Below are 21,961 nucleotides of genomic sequence, written 5' to 3' on the forward strand. Positions count from 1 at the left end.
GCGGGCATCACCGCGGCGATGCGGGTGCGGTGCTTGGTCGGGTAGGTGATCTCAGCCAGGTAGCGGGCGCGTCGGCGAGCTGCTCGCGCGCCTCACGGATACCCAGTTCGCTCCGCCGGCGGCTGTCCGATTGCCGTCTCGGGTGCGGCCGCGTCCGGGGCGGCCAGGTCCCTTTCGCTGTGCGCCATACGTGTACACAATGCACACCCTGTACCGCGGGGGGTTCGCTCACGCGTCCACGTGGTCGTAGGCGAGGGCGCGGAGGGCCGACGGCCGGCTCCTCCGAGTGGGTCGCCCAACAGCTCGCCTCGGCCGCCGAGCTGGGGCTGATCCCCGACCCGGACGCCGTCCGCGCGGTCTGGGAAGACGCCGCCGCCGCGCCCGACTTGGCCGGCTCGGCGCTACGGCTCCACGGCGACCTGCATCCGGCCAACGTCCTCACCGCGGACGGCACCGTCGACCGCTTCTACGGCACTTACCAGCCGACCCCGGACGCCGCGGCCCTGCGCCGCGCCCGCGGATGGGCCGTGAACCGCGCCCTCGTCGGTCTCCACGTCGGCGACGCCGGTGTCCATGGCCGGCCAGGCGGCAAGGCCACATGGGGCCGACCCGCCACGCCGCACTGCAACGCCTCGTCGCAACCGCCCCTCGCTGATCGATCACCTCTCCACAGCTCGAAACCTTCGCGCCGGACCTCACCATGCTCGACATGCCTGACGTGCCTTAACGACCTTCACGCGACTGGCCAGCAGGTTCGCTTGACAACACGCCTCCGACGCTCAGGTGCGCCGTTTCGCTGGGCCGGATGACTCGCGAAGCACCAGTTCGGTAGGCAGACGGATCGCCTCGCCCTCGCGTTGTGATCGTGCGGCGAACTGCTCGATCAAAGGCTCCACCGCGAGCCGGCCGGCGTGCGAGCCGGGCCCGGCCAGGGTGGTCAACGAGGGATGGACGAAGTCGGCGGCGAAGATGTCGTCGAACCCGATCACGCTGATGTCGGCAGGGACTCGAACACCGCGCTGGGCGAGGCGCCGGATGATGCCGATCGCCAGGAGGTCGTTGTGGGCCACGACCGCCGTCGCGTCGGTGCGCAGTGCTCCGTCGGCGGCGGCCCCGCCGCCTGCGACGTTGGGGGCGTACGGACCGATCCGGTGTGCCGTCAGACCGTGCGTTTCGGCCCCGGCGCTCAGTGCCGCCCAGCGCGCCGCGCCTATCCAGGAGCTGGGTGGCCCGGCGCAGTAGGTGAGGCTCTGGTGCCCGAGCGAGGCCAGGTGTTCCAGGATCTGCCGGCAGCCGGCGCCGGTGTCGAACGTCACGCTGGTCAGCCCGGGCAGCTCCCGGTTGAACAGGACGATCCGGTGCAGTTTGGCGAGGTCGCGCAGGACCTCGTCGTCGAGTCGGCTGGAGGCCAGCACGAACCCGTCCACGCCGGCGGACAGGTCGCGAATCTGGTTCTCCTCGATGCGCCGGGACTCCTCGGCGTTGACGATCACCAGAGTGACGTCGGACGCCTTCGCGCGCTGCTCCGCGCCCCGGATCAGCTCGAAGAAGTGGGGATTGGTGATGTCGGAGAGCACCATGGCGATGGTGCGGTGGCGTAGACCCGGAAGAGCGCGGTTCTGCGGTCTGTGCTGGTAGCCGAGCTGCGCGGCGGCGGCGACTATCCGCTGTCGCGTCGCTTCGTTGACCCGGCCGGGCTTGTTGAACGCCCGGGAGACCGTCGACGCGGCCACGCCCGCAGCTTGCGCGACGTCGAAGATGGTGGGCTCCACGAACGCATCTAGCCACGAGAGTGGAAATTTTGGCAACACCTTGCAGAACTTGTCGCAAGGTACCTACGTTGCGATCATGCCGGCCACTCGATGACGTCTCGGACGAGAGGAGCGCGGAGTGTCGCAGCCCGGGCAAAGAGGTCGAGGTGTGCAGCACGACGAGCGCGATATCTCGGGTCGGGCCAGGCGGTGGTACGCGGCTGTGACGGCCGGCGCTCTGCTGGCCGCGTCGCTGACGTCGGTCGGGGTGACGCCGGCGCAGGCGGCATCGACCGACTTCACCATCTTCAACGGCCGTACGACCGCTCCGATCCTGATCGACCCGTCCTATGCCGGCGATCACGCCGATCGGGACTACAAACAGGTGCGCCGCGCGGTTCAGGACCTGCGCCAGGACGTCGCCATGGTGACCGGGGCGATCGATCCCGGTGAGGTGCAGAGCCTGTTCGCCGACGATGAGCCGGCCAAGGAGGCGCGGCTGGCGAAGGCCGACCGGAGCAAGCTCCCGGCCCTGCTGACCGGGGCCGCGGGTCAGAAGACCGCGATCATCGTCGGCCAGATCGGTCAGAGCCGGCTGATCGACGGGATCGTCGGAGCCGGCAAGTTCGCGGAGGCCGCCGGGATCAAGGGCAGGTGGGAGGCGTACGCGACCAAGACCATCAAGAACCCCGTCCCCGGGGTCGACAACGCACTGGTGATCGCGGGCAGCGATGCCCGCGGGACGATCTACGGGATCTACTCGATCTCCGAGGAGATCGGCGTCTCGCCGTGGTACTGGTACAGCGACGTACCGGTCAAAAAGCTCGACGACATCAAGGTCTCAGGCAAGACCCGGGCCGACGACGGGCCGGACGTCAAGTACCGCGGAATCTTCGTCAACGACGAAGAACGCACCGTCGCGTGGGCGAAGAAGAAGTTCCCCACCGCCAACGGCACGCCTGACGTCAACTACTACCGGCACGTCTACGAGCTGATGCTGCGGCTGGGGCTGAACACGCTCTGGCCGGCGATGCATCTGGCTTCGACGGCGTTCAACGCGGTCACCGACACCGGGACGTACGACCAGGGGACCCCGATCAACGCCCGCGAGGCGGCAGCGTTCGGCGTGGTCGCATCCTCCTCCCACGCGGAGCTGATGCTGCGCAACAACGAGGGCGAGTGGCGACAGTGGTACGCCCGCAACAAGGACGCGCTCGACATCAAGGGCCCGGACGCCGTGGCGGCCTTCGACTATTCGATCAACAAGCCCGCGATCCTGGAGTACTGGCGCCAGCGGGTGGTCGCCAACGCCGCCTTCGAGAACATCCTCGCCCTGGGCATCCGCGGTGTGCACGACAGCGATCCGGTGTTCACGCCCGGCAACCCGTACGGGTTCAAGGACAAGATCGAGATGCTGGCCGACGTCATCCGCGAGCAGCGCAAGCTGATCGCCGCGGTCTACGGCAGCGTCGACGCCGTGCCGCAGGTGTTCATCCCCTACAAGGAGATGAACGATCTCTACAACGGCGGGCTGAAGGACCACATCCCCGGCGACGTGACCCTGATGTGGGCCGAGGACAACCAGGGCTATCTGCGCCAGGTGCCCACCCGGAACGAAGCCGCCCGGTCCGGCGGGAACGGCGTCTACTACCACATCTCCTACTGGGGTGAGCCGAAGAGCTACCTGTGGCTGAACTCGACGCCGATGTCCTTGATGGTGCAGCAGCTGCGTCGGGCGTGGAGTTCCGGTGCGGGGCGCTACTGGATCCTCAACGTCGGAGACATCAAGCCCGGCGAGATCAAGCTCGACCTGTTCGCCAAGCTCGCGTGGGACGTCAAGGGCTATGACGACACGAACATCGCGAGCAGGTTCCTCACCGAGCACGTGCAGCGGGACTTCCGGCTGAGGGGCGCCAACGCGGCCGTGGTCGCCGACGCGCTGGAAAGGTTCGATGCGCTCGAGAACACCAAGCGCGCCGAGTTCTGGGGGGAGATCAACTCGTCCAACGCGAACTCGGGAAGGATCCACAACGGTCAGGTCTTCCCGTTCAGCGCCACCTCGGACGGGGACGAGCTCCAGCGCTACATCAACGAGTCCGGCAAGCTGGTGGCGATTCTCGAGGATGCTTCCGCGAAGCTCGACCCGCGCTATCGCTCCGCGTTCTATCAACAGGTGCTCCACCGGATCCGGTCCTACCGCAACATGGCAGAGCAGATCGGCTACTACTGGAAGAACCAGCTCGCCGCCGCCCAGGGCCGCTACGCCAGCGCGGGAAGCTACGAACTGCTCTCGAAGCAGGCCCGTGAGCGCATCTTCACCGACGAGGATTACTGGAACACGATCAGCGGCGGCAAGTGGGACCACGCCATCGGCCACAGCCATCCCGAAGGCTTCCCGAACGAGGGCGCCGTCATGCTCACCAACGACCGGTATGCCCGGGTGGCCACACCTGCCGATGCGGTGGGTGCCGCCGCCGAGGGGAGCAGGGAGCCTGGCCGGGGCACGCTGAGGTTCAACTCGGCCGCGCCCGACGACAAGCGGTTCTTCGACGTGTTCTCCCGGGACGACGTAGCCGACCCGCAGGAGTGGGTCGCCGAGGCGGACGCTCCGTGGATCGCCCTTTCCCGGCGCTCGGGCACGACCGCGACGGAGCAACGCGTCACGGTGACGGTCGCCAGGAACCACCCGGCCACGGCGGGGACGATCAAAGTCTTCAACGCCGTCGACGGCGCCAAGACCGGCGACCCGGTCGCGACGTTCACGGTCGACGCGGAGCGGGCAGCCGTGGATCTGCGCCGGGTCGCCGAGCCGGCGCACCTGGAGGCCAACGGTTACGTGGCCATCGAGGCCGAGCACTTCTCCGAGAACGTGCGCGGCGCCGACGGGAGCCGGTGGGCCCCCCTTGAGGGCGTGGGGCAGCGCGGGGCGTCGATGGGCAGCTTCCCGGAGATCGCGGCCCGGGTCGACTCCGGCTTCGAGGCAACCGCCCGCCTGAGATACCGGGTCTACTTCACCTCCACCGGGAGGTTCACCGGGACCTTCTACCGGATTCCGACGCTGAACGAAGGCACAGAGGACGACGGCACGCCGCGAACCGCGCGCACGGCGATCGGACTCGACGACCAGGTCCCCAGCCTGCTGCGCGGCAACTCCGTCGCCGGTACGAGCACCAGCACCTGGGGATTCAACGTCATGCACGGAATCGAACCCCTGAACTTCACCGTCGAGGTGACCACGCCGGGGTGGCACGACCTCGTGGTCTACCGCTCGGACGCGGCGATCCTCTTCGACCGGATCATCATCGAGACCCGCGCCGGCTCGGTCGGTGACGGCCTCGTCGGCCCGCCCGAGAGCCCGAACAACATCGCCGCACCCCAGAGGGCCACCGTGGCGCCTCGTCCTGACACGATGCCGGAGCTGCGCCGGCTGCCCGCGATCCGGACGTCGGCAGGCGAGACGAGCACGGTCGAGGGCGTGCGGGATGTGGTGTCCGCGGCCTCCGACAACGAGACCGCCGTGACGGTCGCGGTGCAGAACGGTCAGGTGCGGGTCACCGGACACCGGGTCGGGACGGCCGAGGTCTCCGTCACCGCCGGTCGTGGTGAGGCATGGGTGGTGCCTGTCACGGTGGGCAGGGCCGCGGGGGCGCCGGTCGGCGCCTATCTGGAGCGGGACGGTTCGGTCGTCTTCGACGCGGCCGACGCGTTGGAGAAGAGTGCTTTCGCCAACGCGGTCGACAGCAACAACGGGACGCACGGCTGGGCGCTGGCCCGCAACGGTCTCCAGGCCGTCCCGCCGGCCGACGCCGGTGCGAAGGCGCAGTGGCTGGCGACCTCGGCGGCCCAGGCCGAGGCGTTGTTCGGGGCCGGCCCGACGCAGAAGGTGAACGGGAGCTCCGCGGCGGGAGCACCACCGCGGCTCGACTTCACCGTCGACATCCGGACCGGTGGCACGTACTACCTGTTCGTCAACACGAGCAACCCGAACGCCGACGCCGACTCCTACCACGTGCTCGTCGATGGGCGGTGGAGATACCAGTCGAACAAGTCCGGGCCGGAGACCGGGTTCGAGACCTGGTACGGCAGCACGAGCGTCGCCGCGGCCGCGTTGGCGCTCGGGCCGGGGGAGCACACGATCTCGCTGGCGCCTCGTGAAGCCGGGCTGTTGCTCAACCAGATCGTCTTGACCACGGACGACACACCCGGCCTCACCGGCTTCCAGACCCCCAGCGACCGGAGAGCGAGCACTTCATGACGCTCTGACACCGAGCGGGCGCCTCATCTCATCGCGTTGGCCCCTCTAAGCTGGAGCAGGCATCGTGTCCCCCGACTCGCAGGTGTGCCCATGCTCAACCCGGATCCACCGTACGCCGCTCTGATCTTCGACTGTGACGGCACCCTCCTCGACACGGCCGCCGCCAACGAGAGCGCTTGGAGAACGGCGCTGGGGAAGTGGGACATCGAGCTCGACTCCGGGTGGTATCGCGCCCGCACCGGACTACCCGCTGATGCCCTGATGACCGAGCTGACGGCGGAGACCGGACGGGAGTTCGACCACGCCGCCGTGCGCGCTGCCGCGCTCGACGCCTACAGCCGGCTCGTCGGCGTGGTGGAGCCGCACGAGCCGGTGGCGGCCGTGGCCCGAGCCCACCACGGGCGGGTGCCGTTGGCGGTGGCGTCGGGCGGCTCGCGGCGCGGAGTGGAGGAGGGGCTGCGGGCCACGGGCCTGCGTCCGCTGTTCGACGCGGTCGTCACCCGCGACGATGTCCGGTACGGCAAGCCCGCTCCGGATGTCTACGTGCTCGCCGCCGAGCGGCTGGAGGTCGACCCGGCGCACTGCGTGGCCTATGAGGACACCGATGAGGGAGCGGCCGCGGCGCTGGCTGCGGGCATGCGGGTCATCGACGTACGGCCGGCCCTCGGCCCAGCTGCGACTTCGTAACGGACCGCAGAGGTCAGGCGCGCTTGGCCTTGCGCCATGAGTGGTCGTAGAGCGTGGCGCTGTCGAGGGTCGAGGGGCCGCCTTCGTCGCCCAGCGTAGGACCGTCGACCGTTTTGCGGCTGGAGATGAACCGGTGTTTGCCGGTGGAGTCGATTCCCAGATAAATGCCGACATGGTCGAGGGCTGTGCCGTCGTCCGTGCTGGCGTCCCAGAACAGCAGGTCGCCCGTCTGCAGCTCCGCGTAGGACGTGGGTTTGGCCGTTCCACCGTCGACCACGGTGACCCCCGGGGCGTTCTCATCGGCCATTTGTACGGCTCGGCGGGGGAGTGCGGACTTGCTCAGCGTGTCGCCGATGCCCAGGGGGTATCCGCCGCGGTAGCCAAGGACCATTCTGACGAAACCGGAACAGTCCAGCGATTCCAACTGGCGGGCTTCCGGGGGGTCGATCTTGTCGTCGTAGGTCCAGGTGAGGCCGAGGTAGTCGTTGAAGTCCGAGCCCTCTTCCCGGGTGCCGTCCGGGAGTAAGGGGCCGTAGTGGGCGTCGCCCGCGTAGCGCAGGCCGTCGCGGACCTTGGAGGGGGCATCCGCGAGGTACTGCGTGGCGATGTCCAGCAGATCCTCGTCGGTCCTGGCGATGTTGGCCGCCGGCCATGAGGCCGCCCATGGCGCCGAGGGTGACCACGGGCCGGGTAGCAGGCGGACCCAGGCTCGGGTCGAGACGGTCGCCTCGGTCGTTGTCTCGGCGAACTTGCGTTGCCGGCCGTAGGTGACGGCGGTTCGGGCGCCTTCCGTCAGGACAGCGCCGACCCGGCCTTGGCTGTAGTAGAGGCTCTGGCCGGATCCGCCGGGGGAGTAACCAGTGAAGGACTGTCCCGGCGAGCAGGCGGTGGCGTCGGCGAACAGGGTGGTGAAGGAGGTAAATCCTTCTTTCAAGGGGCGGCGGTCCTGCCAGACCGGTGCCCCGGCGAGGGGGTCGGCATGATGCTGCCACCACATCCGGCCGGACGCGTCGAGTGCGTAGACGACTCCCGCTCCGGCGCCGGACGGGCTGCGGTAATCCTGCCAGCCCTCGCCGGCCACCAGTCCCGTGCCCGGGCCGAAGGTGGTGCCGCCCGCGACCGGATCGGTGTGGTCGTACCAGCGGACGTGTCCCTTGGTGTTCACGCCGTACAGGGTGCCGTCGCGTCCGGTCATCAGGGTGGTGATCGCTGTCCAGCCCGAGCGGATGACCTTGCCGCTCCCCGGTGCCCACTGGGCCTCGCCGGTTGTCGGCGAAAGATGGCGGTACCAGTGCAGGTCGCCTGCTTTGTCGAGGGCGTAGATGACCCCGGAACCGGCCGACGCGATGTCGACGAAGTCGCCCCAGCCGTGGCCGATGACCGTGCGCTCGCCGGGAGCCCAGCCGCGCTCACCGGTCGCCGGATCCAGGTGACGGTACCATCTCAGGTCCCCGTCGCCGTCGACCGCATAGATCACGCCGTTGCCGCCGGAGAACACCTTGGCCAGCGTGTTCCAGCCGTAGCCGATCTCCTTGCCGCTGTCGGCGACCCAGGAATCCTCGCCGGAGGCGCCGGCGCGGTGGCCGTACCAGCGCAGTTTCCCCCCGCCATCGATGCCGTACACCGGCACGACCGCCGAGCAGGTCAGGGCGGAGGCGGCTACGGCAGGTCGCGGGTTGAGCGTGGACAGCAGGGAAGCTCCGACGATTGCCGCGGCCAGAACGGCCGGATGTGTACGCAGCATGTCCGCAACCTTTCGATCTCACGCCTCGACGCCGCCGGGCTGATCGTAGGAAATGATCTCACGGATGTCCCCGGGGCCAGGCTGCCACCGACCGCGCCCGCAGGCCGGATCGGTGGTTCAGTGGCAAGCCACCCTGAGGAGCCAGAGACGGCCGTTGTACGTGGGCTTGCCGCCGTTGTCCTCGGCGTCACTGTGTTGGGCCTTGATGGTCACGCAGAGGTTCTTGCCGTAGACCTTCACCGGACCCGCGTAGTACTTGAAGCTCCCGCCATCGGAGTCCCTCTTGCCCTTCACGTTCTTCACGTAGTCGTCGGCCATGAGGTCGTTCTCCATATAGATGTCCATCGGGGTGCGCACGCCGTACCGCGCGAGGCCGGGACGCTTGGCGAGGACGGCGCAGTTCCAGCCGGTTCTCGCGTCGTAGTAGAGCTTGATGTCACTCCGGTAGTAGGTCTTTTTGGTTATCGCGTCTTTCAGCGGCAGGGGCCAGCTGCGCACCAGTGATCCAGTGCAGCCGTACGCGCCCGCGTTCGCCGGCGCTGACGCGAGCGCCTGCAGGGCCATGACGGAGGCCGTCGCAAGCACAACCGACAGAGATTTGCGGAACATGTCAAACTCCTGATTCGACGTCAACCAGTTCAGTGCAGGGGTCGGCCGGTCACCGAGAGCGGTCGCTCCTCTTGGGGGCGGCGCACGGAGGCAGGCGGTTGCGAGGGGTACTCGGGAGCGCAGTGCGTGCCGTTCGGCGGCAGCTTCAGGCTCGTCAGGTAGGTCTCGATGTGGTTGCGGGCGCAGGTGCTGTTGCGGTACTGGCCGTGGCCCACGCCGTCGTACTCGAGGATCCTCACGTTGGGGATCTGCGCGGCCGCGGCGTAGTTCCAGGCCGCCGGGGTGCCGACGTCGCGGCGGGCCTTGGGCAGCAGGACCGGCGGGGCCCCCGAAATGTCCAGCCGGTGCTGAGGGTTGGTGACCTTGCCCTGCCAGCCCAGACAGTAGACGACGTCCGACCAGAACGGTGAGAGCTTGGTGTGCGGGTAGAGCGCCTCGAGCGCCTTGCGGTACTGGTCGAGCTCCCTGAAGCTGCTGATCTGCCACTTCCAGTCGGAGCACCAGATGGCCGGGTAGGCGTAGCTGACGGTCTCCGCCTTCGGCAGGGCGAAGGCGCGGAGGGTGGCGGGCTTGCCGGCATCGAGGGCCTTCAGGGTCGTCGCGACCTCGAACCAGCTGCCCGCCGGGTCGTACATGCCGTCGAACAGGAACATGCGCAGCTGCTCGGCCGTGATCGGATCACCGGTGGAGGGGTCCTTCAGCGTCCCCTCGGCCGCCTTGCGGTGCAGCCCGTCCCAGATCGCCGTGACGTTCTCGCCGTTGAGCGGGCAGGCCTGCGTCTCGCCGCACCACGTGACGAACGCCTTGAACGAGCCCTCGAAGTCCTCGGTGGTCGTCTGCAGGTAGCGGAAGGCGGAGGTGATGCTGTGGTCCATGTTCGAGTCGATCGCCATGGCCCGCAGGTTGCGCGGGAACAGTTCCGCGTACTGCTGGCCGACCTGGGTGCCGTACGAGATGGCGAAGAAGCTGATCTGCCGTTCGCCCAGTGCGGCGCGGATGGCGTCCACGTCACGGGCGGCGCTCGTGGTGTCCACGTGGTCGAACACCGGGCCGGTGCGCTCGCGGCAGTTCTGCGACAGCTTCGCGTTGTAGGCCAGCCAGGCCTCGTACTCGCTCTTGTCGGCCGGGTAGGTGGCCGGCATCTGCTCCACCAGGTCCCGGTCGCACTGGATCGGGTTGCTCCGGGCGACGCCCCGCGGGTCCACGCTGACCAGGTCGAAGTACTGGCGCAGCGCGCTCTCGGCGGGGATGGCGTTGCGGAGGATGAACGGGTTGATCCCGGAGGCGTCGGGCCCGCCGGGGTGCACGATCAGCACGCCGATCCGCTTGGCTGGATTGAGCGCCTTAAGCCGGCCGATCGCCAGGTCAAGGGTCGGGCCCGAGGGGGTCGCGTAGTCGACCGGCACCTTGATCGTGGCGCACTCGCCGCCATGGTCGCCGCACGCCGCCCAGCTGACCGGGGCGGGGGCGGCCGGCTGGGGGTCCGGTTTGGCCGAGGCGGCCGTGGTGGTCACGGTAGCGAGCATCACACCCGCCAGGAGAGCGCTGACTAACCCTTTTCGCATGGAATTCCTGTCCCAGATCGCTGTTGTCCTGCCGCGGCCTCATTACTTTTGGTAATGGCTCCGGTCAGAATGGGTAACTCACAAGATACCTCATTTCGGAGCGCGTGCTCTATTATTAGAGTGGCCGGGAGAGGTTCAGATCATGGTGACCGCTTGGCCTTCGACGTGCACCAGAAACGATCATCAATATAGGATCGCCAGATGCTCCAGGTAGGGCGGGTGAACATGCCATGACCCCGAACGACGCCGCCGGCGAACACCACCCAACCCACCGCCGCCCCGACCCCGCCGAACCGTTGCAGCCCTCGGCGATCCTCCGGCCCGGCGACGCCGCGCACGGCCCCACCGGCCACGCCACGGCGGAACCCGGCCTGCCCGCGCCCGCCATGCGCGTACCCGACCAGGACGTCGCGCCGCCGCCGAGAGCGCTGGTGCGCAGCGTCGGCGAGATCGCCGGGCTGTCGCCGCGCCGCCACCGCGGCGATCGCGGCGAGGTGGCCGGGCACGACGTCGACCGCGTCGACGCTCTCGACCCGGTCGCGTGGCACGCGGCGGCGACCTGGCTGCAGAGCCTGAAGACCGCCGAGACCCGCCGCACCTACCTGGCCGCCCTGTCCGGGTTCCTGGCCTGGCTGAACACGCTGGACGGCCAACGACGACCGCCCGGGCTGCTGGCCGTCACCGAGGACCATTTGCAGGCCTACAAGGACGACGCGCTGAACGGACGGCTGCGCCACGGCGTGCGCGAGCCCGGCACCCCGCTGGCGGCCAACACCGTCGCCAAGCGCATCACCACGCTGCGCTCCTTCTTCAAGTACGCCCACCGCCGCCGTGCGAACGACCACAACCCGGCCATGTACGTGGAGCCGCCGCCCACGCCCCGAGGGGGCCGCACGTTCCCGCTGTCCAAGATGGAGGCCGGGCAGGTGCGTGAAGGGGCGCGCACGCTCGCCGAGACCCGCCCGGACGCGGCCGCCGCGGTGGCCATGCTGGCCGGGCTCGGAACCCGCAGCGGCTCGCTCCTCTCGCTGACCGTGGGCGACATCCGCACGCTCGTCGACTTCCACGGCGTCCGGCATCTGACCGTCTCCTTCCGCAACAAGGGCGGCATGGAGGAACTGCTCCCGCTGCCGACGCTGGCCACGGAGCTGCTCAAACCGCTGCTGACCGGCCGCGCCGCCACCGAGCTGCTGTTCAGCAAGCGCGACGGGTGGCCCATCGACCGCTGGTGGGCCCGTGACGCGCTGCGCGAGGCCGCCCGGCTGGGCGGCATCCCTGCCGAGCGCGCCGCGGAGCTGCACCCGCACATGCTGCGCTCCACGTACATCACCCACGCCTTCGCCCTGGGCATCGCACCCGACAAGGTGCAGGCCGCCGCCCGGCACGCCAGCATCGCCACCACGCTGCGGTACAACCATCCCGACCAGGACCTCGGCGGGCACGTCGCCTACCAGCTCGAAGCCGACTTCGACGACGCGTGAAGGCCGCCACCGTCCCGCCGCAGCACCCGCGAGACCACCGCGGCGATGCTGGAGGTCGATATTTCTGGCGCACCGGCCGCGGGATCGGGGTCCGTAGCGAGAGACCGGGCGGCGATCCCGCCGTCACCAGGCGGTGCTACGGCATGCCGGTGATCGCGCCGTCCAGGCCGGAGCGCTTGAGATCCAGCGTGCTCAGGTCGCATCCCCGCAGGTCGACACCGTCCAGATCACACTCACGGAACGAAGTGTGGTCGAGGATCGCACCGGTGAATACCGCATCGGTCAAGGTCGCCGGCTGGATCATCGCACTGCCCAGCCGAGTGAAGGCGATGGTCGCGTTGACCATCTCGCTGAAGCCGAACCCCGCCCTGGTGAGGTCGGCGCCGGCCAGATTGGCGCCGGTCAGGTCGGCGCCGGAGAAGATGGCGCCGCGGGCGGAGGCTCGCGACAGATCCGCGCCGGCGAGGTTGGCACCGGCGAAGACCATCTTGTCGAGGTCCAATCCGCGCAGATCGGCGCCGGAAAGATCGAGTTCCTCCTCCGCGTTGTCGGCGCGCCACTGATTGAAGGCGAACGGCCCCTGCCTCAGGATCCCGATGACCGTCGCCACGCCGGCCTCCCCGTCGAGATGCCCCACCCGTTCAGGACCGTCGGTGGTGTAGGCGTCGAGCGCGGCGACGTCCTCCCTCGCGCCGGCGAGTTCCGCGGCGAGCTCCTCATCGTACGGATACATGTCCGCCATCGCCTCCGTCATCGCGAGGCGGGTGCTCAGCAGTTTCAGCGCGTTGTCCCGATCGCCGTTGCCCTTGGCCAGGTCGGCGAGGCGCCGGAAGGCCAGGCCGGCCTCCATGGCTGTTTCCGGGCTCGTATTCGCCTGGAAGAGCCGGGTACGGATCGCAGAGCACTCGGCCCAGATCTCGTATTCCTTGTCTTTGTGCTCCGGCAGGTCGAGCGCGCGGTACACCTCGCCGAGGTGCTGCAACGAGTCGGCGAGCCGCTGGTCTGCTTCCATGAAGGTCGGGTGCTCGGCCGCGAGCTCATGGTAGATGTCCACCGCGACCGTGAGCACGGCCTCGGCCGCCACCAACTGGCCGTCGGCGAACCGGGCCTGGCCGCAGGTGTCGTACGCGGCGCCGAGGCAGAACCTGGCCTCGTCGCGCTGCGGGTGGGTGACGGCCCACTCCTTGACGGCGGACAGCGACCGTTCGGCCACCTCTCGCGCGGCGCGCGGGAAGTTGTGCCGGATCAACATGGCGACCAGATTGTCACGGATGGGACGGTGATGGCCGTTGGCCGCCGACACGTACGGCGCGATCTCTCCCAGGAGCGCCATCCCCGCGTACTCGAAGTCTGGCTCCAGGCTCTCGATGACGGCGAGGACGAAGTGTGTCAGGTCACCCATCCCGTCGACCGCTACCAGGTGCCGGCAGACCCCGACGTAGTCGTCGAACGTGCCGTCGCCGTGCGTCCGGCTGTAGTGCATGTTCATGGCGCGTTCGTGACGGTCGGCGATCGCCGGGCCCTGGTGCGGCGCCAGCATCTCCGCGATCCAGCGGTCGGCGAAGTAGACGGTGTCCCCGTCCCACCCCTCCCACGCGTTGAGCAGCCCGAGCTCGGCGAGCCGGGCCGCGGTGGCCTGCACGCTGTCGAGCGCCGCCCGCTTGGGCTTCGGGCGCTCCCTCCGGTCCGGCTTGCTGGTGTCGCAGGCGACGGCCAGGTCGTACGCGGTGACGGGGAAGGTGGAGATCGCGGCCTGGAGCAGGGTCTCTCGCTGTTGCCCTGTCAGCTCGCCCATGATGAGGTCGAGTGGTGCGGCCCCCTGAGTCACGGCCGCGAGCCGCGCCCCCGCACTCTCGGGGTTTGCGGACAGCCAGGCGTCGACCAGTTGCAGGGACCGTGGATGCGCCGCGGTCGCGCGGACCACTCGCTCGCGGGTGGCCGGATCCACTGTGGACAGGAAGGGCAGTCCGGCTGCCAGCTCGGTTCCCGCGGTGAGGTCCAAAGGGTCGAGCCGCAGGACACCGAGCCGGTTGCCCGCGGTCGACGGCGGTAGCGGCGTCCGGCTGGTCACCAGCACCCGGCCCCGGTCGGCGGCCTGGCACAGTCGGTCGAAGACCTCGCCGAAGCCGGGATCCAGGTAGCCCGTGCCGCCGAGGTTCTGGCCCAGGTCGTCGAAGAGCAGGACGAGGGGGAAGCTCTTCAGGAGTTGGCAGGTCGTGTCCAACATGGCGTCGTCCGACGGAGCCAGGCCGAGGGTCCCTATGATGCGCGCTTGTTCCGGGGAGAGCTCCTCGCCCCAACCTAAGAAGGCCTCTGTGACACCTCGGAACAGCGTTTGCGGAGACCATCGGCCCACCACGGCGGCCGCTCCCCAGCCATCGGCCTGAAGCCGCCCGAGCACCTGGCGAGCCAGGGCGCTCTTGCCCGCCCCCGCGCCCCCGGTGATCACGAGCCCGGCCGGACCTGCGGCCAGCATGGTCAGCGCGGCCCGCAGGTCCGACTGCCTGACCAGGCCAGGCGATCCGAGCCGCCGCACCTCCGGGCTCATGTTCGTTTCCCCGTTCACGATCGTCCTCCAACAGGCACGACGAATTTGACTGATCAAGCCCCCGAATTCGGGTGAGCTTACTTGATCGTCAGCGATCTCTGAGGCGATCTCTGAAATGAGCCGAGCGATTGTGCGGGCCGCCCCGCCGTACCAGCGTGAAGTCGATCTCGAAGGATCGGTTCCAGGGGAACGTGACGTCTTCGATCGTCCAGTCCGGATCGAACCCGTGCAGGATCGGCTGGAGCCGCTCGCGGGCCGCGGCGGCGTCGGGGCCGGTGGCGCGGACGACGGCCTGGTAGCCGCAGTCCTCGGTGAGGCGGTGCAGCAGGAGGCGGCGGGCGGCCGTGCGGTCGAGGGTGTGCTCCCTGTCCCCGACGACGGTCGCCACGGCCGCGGCGACCACCGAGCCGATCGTGTTGCCCGCGGTGTTCCAGCCGCCGTAGGCCACCAGACCGTCCACGAGGCCTTCCGCCTGCAGCGCCGTGATCAGGTCCGGGTCGCCGCCGTTGGTGTGACGGACGTCCGCCAGCGCGACCGGGACGACGGACTCGCGGACCGCGCGAACCGTCGCCGCGACCGCCGCGGGGTCCGGACCGGCCGGGTTGCCGAACCAGTCGGTACGGGCCGGGTCCGGGGTATGCAGGACCAGGGCGACGTCGGCGTCCTGGTCCGCGGAAACCACCTGGGCGCCGGCGGCGAGGATCTGCCGTCGCGCGCCCGCGCCGGCCGGCAGGTTCTCGTAGGCGGCGACGACGTCGAGCCCGGCCGGGTCGCCGCTGACCACGCCGATGCGGATCGGGCGGCCGTGCCGGGCCGCGAGCGCGCGGGCGACCAGCACCGCGCCGACCTCGTCCGCGCCCGGGTACATCAGCAGGGTGCCGGCCGGATCGAGGGCCCGGGCCCAGTGCCGCAGCCAGCCCTGCTCGACCGAGCCCGCCGAATGCACGGCCGTGTCGTCGGCGGTGATGAGCAGCGGGTCGACGACGCCTTCCGCGAGCAGCCGCAGGGCCTCCAGGTTGACGACGTGGTTGCGCAGGCGGCGCAGCTCGAAGTCGGCCCGGATCTCAGCGGGGATCCGGCCGGTGAGCTCGTCGGCGGGCGGCTCGTCTCCGGTGATGTCGGCCAGGTGCGCGCGGTGGAGCAGCCCGCCGTACGCGTGCAGCTCGCGGCCGAACCGCGGCCAATAGGGCGGCTCCTCGTCGCCGTGGTAGCTGTCGCTGGCCCTGGTGACCAGCGAGACCGCCGAGACGGGCAGGCCGGGCCGGGCCCGGCGGAGCGCGCGCAGCACGCCGAGCCGGTCGAGGACGGTCAGTGTGTCGTCCGCGCTGGTCCTGGACGGGATGAGGCCGCCGTGCACCAGCGTCTCCAGGCAGACCACCGCGGCGTCGACGTCCTGGTCGAGCAGCCAGTCGCCGAGCGGCCCGGCCTTGCCGGGGATCCGCATGGACGGCAGCAGCCCGGCGTCGGGCAGGCTGAGCCGCGCGCCGGCGATGGCCGCGACGTCGGCGGGCAGGCGGGTGTTGACCGGGCGCTCGTCGAGGGGCAGCAGGGCGATGTGCATGGCGGTGGGACTTCCTACTGGGGGTCGCGGTAGATGGTGAGCTGGTAGGAGTAGCGATCTCCCCGGTAGAGCGAGTCGGCGCGCTCGATGGCCCGGCCGCGGGCGTCGAAGCCGGTGCGTTGCACCAGGAAGGCAGGGGAGAACGGCGGCGCGCCGAGGGCCTGCGCGTCGTCCGGATCCAGCACGGTCGCCTTGATCGTCTGCTCGGCCCGGTGCAGGGTCAGCCCGTAGCGGGCCGACAGCGCCTCGTACAGCGAGCCATGCAGCTCCTCCGGCCTCAGGTCGTCGGGCACGAGCTCGCCGGGCAGGTAGCAGTGCTCCAGGCACATGGGCTCGTCGTCGGCGGTGCGGACCCGGCGGATGTGCAGGACCTGCGACGACGGGCTGATCTGCAGCGCGTAGCCGATGTCGGCGCCCGCCGGGATCCGCTCGCAGCCGACCTCGAGCGACCCGGGACGCAGGCCGCGCGAGCGCATGTCCTCGCTGAAGGAGGTCAGCTCGACGGACTTGCGGATGCGCGGCTCGCTCGCGAACGTGCCGGACCCCTGGACCCGGTAGACCCGCCCCTCCCGCTCGAGCTGGTCCAGCACCCGGCGCACGGTGAGCCGACCGATCAGGCCCGTACGTACCGTCTCCTCGGGCTGAACACCACCGCCCGCTACGTCCGGATCACCGTCGAGCCGGCCGGCAGCGCCTGGTCGTTCACCGACGAGGTGGAGGTGCGCACCACCTAGCCGGACCAGCCGCGTGGACGGCCGAGGATTCCCCCGGCTACGACCGCGCACGGCCATCGTGGCCCGTCGCTCCTTGACGGCGGACGTCGCCGCCGCCGTCCAGGAGTTCGTGGACACCTGCGCCGCCGTCGCGGTCCTCGCCGACCACCGGCCGCCTCACCTGCTCATGGACGACTACCGGCGTACTCGTTGGAGCGGCGATCACGCGTCTCCTGCTCAGCGGCCCATCCGGGCACTGGGTCAGGCTGTTGACGAGGGCGGCTCGTCATGAACGGTGACCCAGTCTGTGGAGAGCGGCCACTCGCGTTCGGGGCGGCGGGGGTGGATGCCGACGACGGCCAGCGGCGGCAGGTCGTCGAGTTCCGACAGCTCCCGCCATTGGTCCTGGGTCACCTCCAGGTACCGCAGTCCCTTCAGCTCGGTCACCGTGGTGATGTCGGCGACGGATGCCGCCGCGATGTCCAGCGCCCACAGGTTCGGCACCGTACGGAGCGGAGCCAGTACGACGGGCCGCGCGCAGGTGACCGACAGCGAACGCAGCTCCCGGTTTCGGGCCGGCGCCGTCAGGTCGGGCGACTCCACATCGAGCTCCAGATACTCCACCGGACGGCCGCCGAGTGGGGTCAGGTCGGGCGAACCCTTGCTCGACAGCGCCAGCGAACACACGTCGGGCACCGCGGCGAGGAACGCGCAATTCTCCACTTCGACCACCCGGACCTCCTGCACATGTGGACCGGCCTGCATGGCCTGCGCGAGGGAGGGCCGCCTGTCGCTGTACGTGGAGTGTTCGCCGGGCAGATCCGGCAGGTCCGCGTCGATCCACAGGCTCCTGTCGTGATGGCGGTAGTCACCGCGTTCCAGCGCTTCCACCAGACGGCGCAGGAACGTGGTCACCGAGTCGGTGACGTACGTCGGCCCGTTCGTGTAGTCGACTCCGACCTTGATGACCTGTCCTGGACGACCGTTCGGCCCGGGATCCAGGTCCACGGCGAGCCAGTTGCCGCCGGTGTCGAACGCGAACCGGATCCAGCCCTGACGCAGCGGCGACCTGCGGACTGTATTCGGGGGCTCGTTATCGAACACCGTCTGGCGCCAGGGTTCGTACTGCCATTCCTGCGCGATGTCGAGCCACTCGTCATCCTGTTCGCCGATCTCGGAAAGAGGGAGCCACTCGTGCCGGTCGAACAGCGGGTTGACGAGGTCACCGTCGCCGTCGGCGATGCCGTACAGCGCGCGGAGGTCTGGAGGCAGGACAACGCCGAGCTTCTCCTCCACCGCGGCGAGGTCCTCCTCTCTCGCGGGCTCGGGGAGGTCCTCCTCGTATCCGAGGATCTGCGCCATCAGCCGCCGGTAGTGGTGGAAGAGCCGTACGGCCTCGTCCGGATCACCAGCGTGAACCGCATACGCAGGCCCTTCCTGCTCGTCACCCCGATCGGGCGGAACGAAGTCCTCATCGATCACATAAAGGGACGGCGGCTTCTGCCGGGAGGATGTCGCCATGCCACCGCAACTTAGCACCGCCCTCGCACAGGTACGTCCCTGTGCATGGGGAGCCGTACGGCGACACCGACTCGCGCCACAGAGGCCATTCAGGATGAGGCCGATGCCGGTGCGCTCGTGGCAGTCACGGAGCTGTTCGAGCGCGGCGGTCTGGAGGCGTCGTCAGGGGCGTCGGTGATGAGCCCGCGATCGCCTTGCGAAAGCCGGCGTGGCAGGTCGTCTCGGCGTCGTGCGAGATGCGCACCACGCAGTGCCGCCCGGTCTGCGACGGGGCGGCCCCGGCCGGGGCCGCGCCCGGCGTCAGAGGAAAACGCGAGCGATGTCAAGCCACGTCTGCGCATCATCGCCGACCGCCGTGAGGTCGGTCTGGGCTCGGGACCTGCGGTGGGTGACTCGAAGGCAGAAGTCGAGGGCACTGCCCTGAACCCGTTGCGCGGCATCTTCTGGGCCCCATGCCCAGTTTTGGCCGTCGGGACCGGTCAGCTCGACACGGAACGGCTCTGCCGGAACAGGCAATTGGGCAGCGTAGAACGACAGCTCTCGCCCCACCACTCCCAACGAGGCCACATACCGGAGCCGACCCGTCGGACGGTGTGAGACACCCAGCGCATCGAAAACGTCCTGCCCGTGAGCCCACGTTTCCATCAGTCGAAGCGGCACCATGAGCGCTGTGGTCAACTGCGAGCCGTACCACGGAAACCCATGGTCCAGCGGAACGTCACGTAGTGCCGCCGCCACCTCGGTTCGACCGGCGCGCCATTGCTCCAGCAGTGCCGATCGCGGTTTGGCCGCTCCCGCGGCGGCGTCGAGATCAGCGTATTGGCTGCCCGCGGCCTCCGCCTGCTTCAGCACAGCGTCGAACGCCTCCGGGGTCCGAATAGCGATGAGAACGTTCGCATCAGCTGAAGCAAGATGAGCGATCTGGTGGGCGATCGTCCACCCCGCTGCCGGAGTAGGCGTCGACCAGTCGGCCTGCGCTGATATCAGGGCGTCGAGCTCATCCCCTTCAGCCACCAAGTCGGGCAGAGCAACGTCGAGCTCAATGCCGGACATATCAAGGCCGTAGTTCAACATCGGTGTCACCTTCACACATTGACGGCAACGGGTTTGTCCCGTTCGGACGGGTAAAGTTGATCTAGCGTTGTCAGGCTATCTGAGGGCTGCATCTGGCTGAGCCTCGGCAGCGACGCCGGCCCCTGAGACCGCGAACCGCCCTCGTTCCATGTCCGCCGCCACCGCTGCACCGACCGGACGCTGACCGCAGGTCCTTGGCGATCAGCACACTCGCCTCACCCCGAGCGAACCGCTCCGCGGCCTGGAGCCGTAACCCTTCGCGAAACCCCTGGCGTTCGGCGGTCAGCCCGCTTCCCTCCGGTGACCGCAGCGAACGACCAGCCGTCATTGTGACGTGGCGCTTCAACTGGCGAGCGAGTTGATCTCGCCGCTCCCTAGGGCATTCCGGGAGGGACGGGCTCCGCGGTATCGCGCCGCGCCACGAACACGAACTCCCTGCCCGGCCGGTCGGGTGCGTCGCGTACGTCCTCAACGACGAAGCCGTGCTCGTGCAAGTCCCGCTCGATCTCCGTACGTTCGCGGAAGCGAAGTGTCGATTCCGAAGTCAGTACGTCCCCGTCCGCAGCGAACACGTGCGTACCCCGGAAACTCACCAGCGGCAGGCTCACGTCCGTCAGCTCGGCCCAGGTCTCGACGTGCCCGACACCCGGGATGTCCGTCATGCGGTACGTGGTCTCGCGGGTCCACTCCGCCCACTCCTCCCACACGCGCCGCGCCGGATCGCGCGTCTCGAAGACAAGCCGCCCGCCGGGCCGCAGCGCCTCGTACGCGCCGCGCAGCGTCGTACGCCATGCCTGCGGATCGGCGATCGCCTGGGCGACGTTCCCGGTCATCGTCACCAGGTCGATCTGCATGGATGGCAGGTCCCCAGCGTCGCCGTCGAGCCAGCGCACCCGCTCCGCGCCCGGCTTGCCACGCGCGACGTCGACGGACGCCCGCGCGGGATCGATCCCGGTGACCGTAATCCCGCGCTCGGCCAGCAGCAGCGCGAACACGCCCGTACCGCACCCGATGTCCAGCACGGACCGCGCGCCGAACTCCTCCGCCATCGCGAGATACGCGTCGAGATCGCTGCGGTCCGGATCGAGCGGGTCGTAGATGGCGGCGAGGCGCGGATGCCCGAAGTTTGCGTCAATCATGGCGGCGAACGTATGTGGCCCCGAGCCCGCGCGGCCACTGCTTTTTCGGGTCACCGCGCCGAGCGGGCGCGGCGAAGTGCGCCGCTGATCCCGGCGCTCCTTCACCGGAGGCATAAGAATCCGCAGTCGGTGTCCACTCGATCCAGGGCACCACTGGCGGAATTCACTGTTCGCCGGGTGACATATGCATCTGTTCGCCAGCGAGCTCGTAGCACAAGGTGAAGGTCATGAACCAAGTCATCGCGGCCAACTCGGTTCTCCTGGACGGCTTCGTCACCGGTCCTGGCGCCCGGTCCGGTCGAGATAACGGTCGACGGCGGCCGTGACCAGGAGGCGGCAGGGTCGACGATCTCCACCTCCCACCGCACCCGGGGGCGGCGAGGTTGAAGCCGTGCCAGGTGAACAACCAGTCCAGGCCACGAAGTCGCCTGATGTCCGATAGCCGAGGGCGCTACCAGCGTTACAAGCCGTGAAATCAGTACGGTGGGCCGGTCGAACCGGCCGTCGACCAGACCAGCGAAAAGAGAACCACGATCATGAAACTGACGACCACCACGCAAGTCTCCGTCGACGGGGTGATGCAGGGAAACGGCCCGTCGAAGGAGGAGCGCATGGCCGGATTCAAGCGCGACGGGTGGGCTCTGGGGCACTTTGACGACCAGGCCGGAACGCTCGTCAACCAGATCTACCAGCGTGCCGACGCGTTCCTGTTCGGCCGGTGGACGTATGACTTCTTTGCCGGCTACTGGGGGACGATGGATCTGGGCAGCGGCCCCATCGCGGATGCCTTGAACACGCGGCCCAAATATGTGGCATCGACCACGCTCACCGAACCGCGATGGGCGGACACGACCGTCCTGTCCGGAGACGTCGCGGCCGCCATCGCAGAGCTGAAGGACAAACCGGGGGGTGAGCTGCAGGTGCACGGCAGCGGCAGACTGATCCGCTGGCTGCTGGAGAACGACCTTGTCGATGAGATGAATCTGCTCATCGTCCCGGTGGTCGTCGGGCAGGGCACGCGGCTGTTCCCCGACTCCGGCCCGGACATGGCGCTCGACCTGGTCGACTCGCGCGCTTTCCCGAAGGGCATAACGCTCCAGGTCTACCGGCCCACCGGACGCCCGCAGTATGCAACGTGACGACCTGGACCCCCAACCCGCCCGAGGCCATGGCCCATGACGTGTCGGGGTGTGGTCAAGGCTCCGTGGCAGGATGGGGCGAGGACGCAGAACTCGTTGCCCTCGGGGTCGCTGTGCGTCGGTCAGGTCGTACCGCCTCGTCACCGCTATGGTGGTCACGACGTCTCCGGTTTT

The 21,961-nt window shown here is 69.1% G+C and carries 15 protein-coding genes; 5 read left to right on the plus strand and 10 right to left on the minus strand.

All coding sequences use genetic code 11. From position 1 onward, the window contains the following. Positions 1 to 779 precede the first annotated feature (779 nt). Complete coding sequence (locus ACIHFD_RS18270; RefSeq protein WP_397367896.1) at positions 780 to 1,772, minus strand: LacI family DNA-binding transcriptional regulator; 993 nt, start codon at positions 1,770 to 1,772, stop codon at positions 780 to 782. Between the two features lie 148 nt (positions 1,773 to 1,920). Between ACIHFD_RS18270 and ACIHFD_RS18275 the strand changes: the two genes are divergently transcribed. Together ACIHFD_RS18275 and ACIHFD_RS18280 are read left to right on the plus strand one after the other, a co-directional pair. Next, positions 1,921 to 6,006: a glycosyl hydrolase 115 family protein gene (locus ACIHFD_RS18275; protein WP_397367897.1), complete on the plus strand. Its 4,086-nt coding sequence runs from the start codon at positions 1,921 to 1,923 to the stop codon at positions 6,004 to 6,006. A gap of 90 nt (positions 6,007 to 6,096) precedes the next feature. Then, on the plus strand, positions 6,097 to 6,693 hold the full coding sequence (locus ACIHFD_RS18280; protein WP_397367898.1) for an HAD family hydrolase: 597 nt from the start codon (positions 6,097 to 6,099) through the stop codon (positions 6,691 to 6,693). A gap of 13 nt (positions 6,694 to 6,706) precedes the next feature. Here the strand turns inward: ACIHFD_RS18280 and ACIHFD_RS18285 are convergent, their stop codons facing one another. From ACIHFD_RS18285 to ACIHFD_RS18295, 3 genes are all read right to left on the minus strand, one after another. Beyond that, positions 6,707 to 8,437, minus strand: coding sequence for a tachylectin-related carbohydrate-binding protein (locus tag ACIHFD_RS18285; RefSeq protein ID WP_397367899.1), 1,731 nt, complete (start codon positions 8,435 to 8,437; stop codon positions 6,707 to 6,709). Between the two features lie 117 nt (positions 8,438 to 8,554). Continuing rightward, entirely contained in the window at positions 8,555 to 9,046 is a 492-nt protein-coding gene (locus ACIHFD_RS18290; RefSeq protein WP_397367900.1) for a hypothetical protein, read from the minus strand. A 29-nt stretch (positions 9,047 to 9,075) separates the two neighbouring features. Next, a complete protein-coding gene (locus ACIHFD_RS18295; protein WP_397367901.1) occupies positions 9,076 to 10,560 on the minus strand; it encodes an alpha/beta fold hydrolase in 1,485 nt (494 codons plus the stop codon). Between the two features lie 281 nt (positions 10,561 to 10,841). On the opposite strand from ACIHFD_RS18295, the gene ACIHFD_RS18300 reads away from it, so the two are divergent. Then, on the plus strand, positions 10,842 to 12,092 hold the full coding sequence (locus ACIHFD_RS18300; protein ID WP_397367902.1) for a tyrosine-type recombinase/integrase: 1,251 nt from the start codon (positions 10,842 to 10,844) through the stop codon (positions 12,090 to 12,092). A gap of 136 nt (positions 12,093 to 12,228) precedes the next feature. Here ACIHFD_RS18300 and ACIHFD_RS18305 read toward each other — a convergent pair whose 3' ends face one another. The 3 genes from ACIHFD_RS18305 to ACIHFD_RS18315 all read right to left on the minus strand — a co-directional run bounded on the left by ACIHFD_RS18305 (position 12,229) and on the right by ACIHFD_RS18315 (position 16,791). Then, positions 12,229 to 14,658, minus strand: a complete 2,430-nt coding sequence (locus ACIHFD_RS18305) for a pentapeptide repeat-containing protein (protein ID WP_397367903.1) — start codon at positions 14,656 to 14,658, stop codon at positions 12,229 to 12,231. A 70-nt stretch (positions 14,659 to 14,728) separates the two neighbouring features. Beyond that, a complete protein-coding gene (locus ACIHFD_RS18310) occupies positions 14,729 to 16,201 on the minus strand; it encodes a DUF4127 family protein (RefSeq protein ID WP_397367904.1) in 1,473 nt (490 codons plus the stop codon). 14 nt (positions 16,202 to 16,215) lie between these two features. Next, positions 16,216 to 16,791 (minus strand): GntR family transcriptional regulator, encoded by a 576-nt coding sequence (locus ACIHFD_RS18315; protein ID WP_397367905.1) that lies wholly within the window; start codon positions 16,789 to 16,791, stop codon positions 16,216 to 16,218. A 217-nt stretch (positions 16,792 to 17,008) separates the two neighbouring features. Between ACIHFD_RS18315 and ACIHFD_RS18320 the strand changes: the two genes are divergently transcribed. Further along, on the plus strand, positions 17,009 to 17,206 hold the full coding sequence (locus ACIHFD_RS18320; RefSeq protein ID WP_397367906.1) for a hypothetical protein: 198 nt from the start codon (positions 17,009 to 17,011) through the stop codon (positions 17,204 to 17,206). On the opposite strand, the gene ACIHFD_RS18325 is transcribed toward ACIHFD_RS18320, so the two are convergent. From ACIHFD_RS18325 to ACIHFD_RS18335, 3 genes are all read right to left on the minus strand, one after another. Beyond that, a complete protein-coding gene (locus tag ACIHFD_RS18325) occupies positions 17,176 to 18,435 on the minus strand; it encodes an SMI1/KNR4 family protein (protein WP_397367907.1) in 1,260 nt (419 codons plus the stop codon). The genes ACIHFD_RS18320 and ACIHFD_RS18325 overlap by 31 nt on opposite strands. Before the next feature lie 300 nt (positions 18,436 to 18,735). Then, complete coding sequence (locus ACIHFD_RS18330; protein WP_397367908.1) at positions 18,736 to 19,509, minus strand: TIGR03084 family metal-binding protein; 774 nt, start codon at positions 19,507 to 19,509, stop codon at positions 18,736 to 18,738. Positions 19,510 to 19,883: 374 nt separating this feature from the next. Continuing rightward, the gene (locus ACIHFD_RS18335; protein WP_397367909.1) at positions 19,884 to 20,648 is read right to left on the minus strand and encodes a class I SAM-dependent methyltransferase; all 765 of its coding nucleotides are present in this window, start codon (positions 20,646 to 20,648) and stop codon (positions 19,884 to 19,886) included. Positions 20,649 to 21,184: 536 nt separating this feature from the next. Here ACIHFD_RS18335 and ACIHFD_RS18340 point away from each other — a divergent pair. Beyond that, positions 21,185 to 21,787, plus strand: a complete 603-nt coding sequence (locus tag ACIHFD_RS18340; protein WP_397367910.1) for a dihydrofolate reductase family protein — start codon at positions 21,185 to 21,187, stop codon at positions 21,785 to 21,787. Positions 21,788 to 21,961 lie beyond the last annotated feature (174 nt).

The sequence above is a fragment of the Nonomuraea sp. NPDC051941 genome (assembly GCF_044593615.1).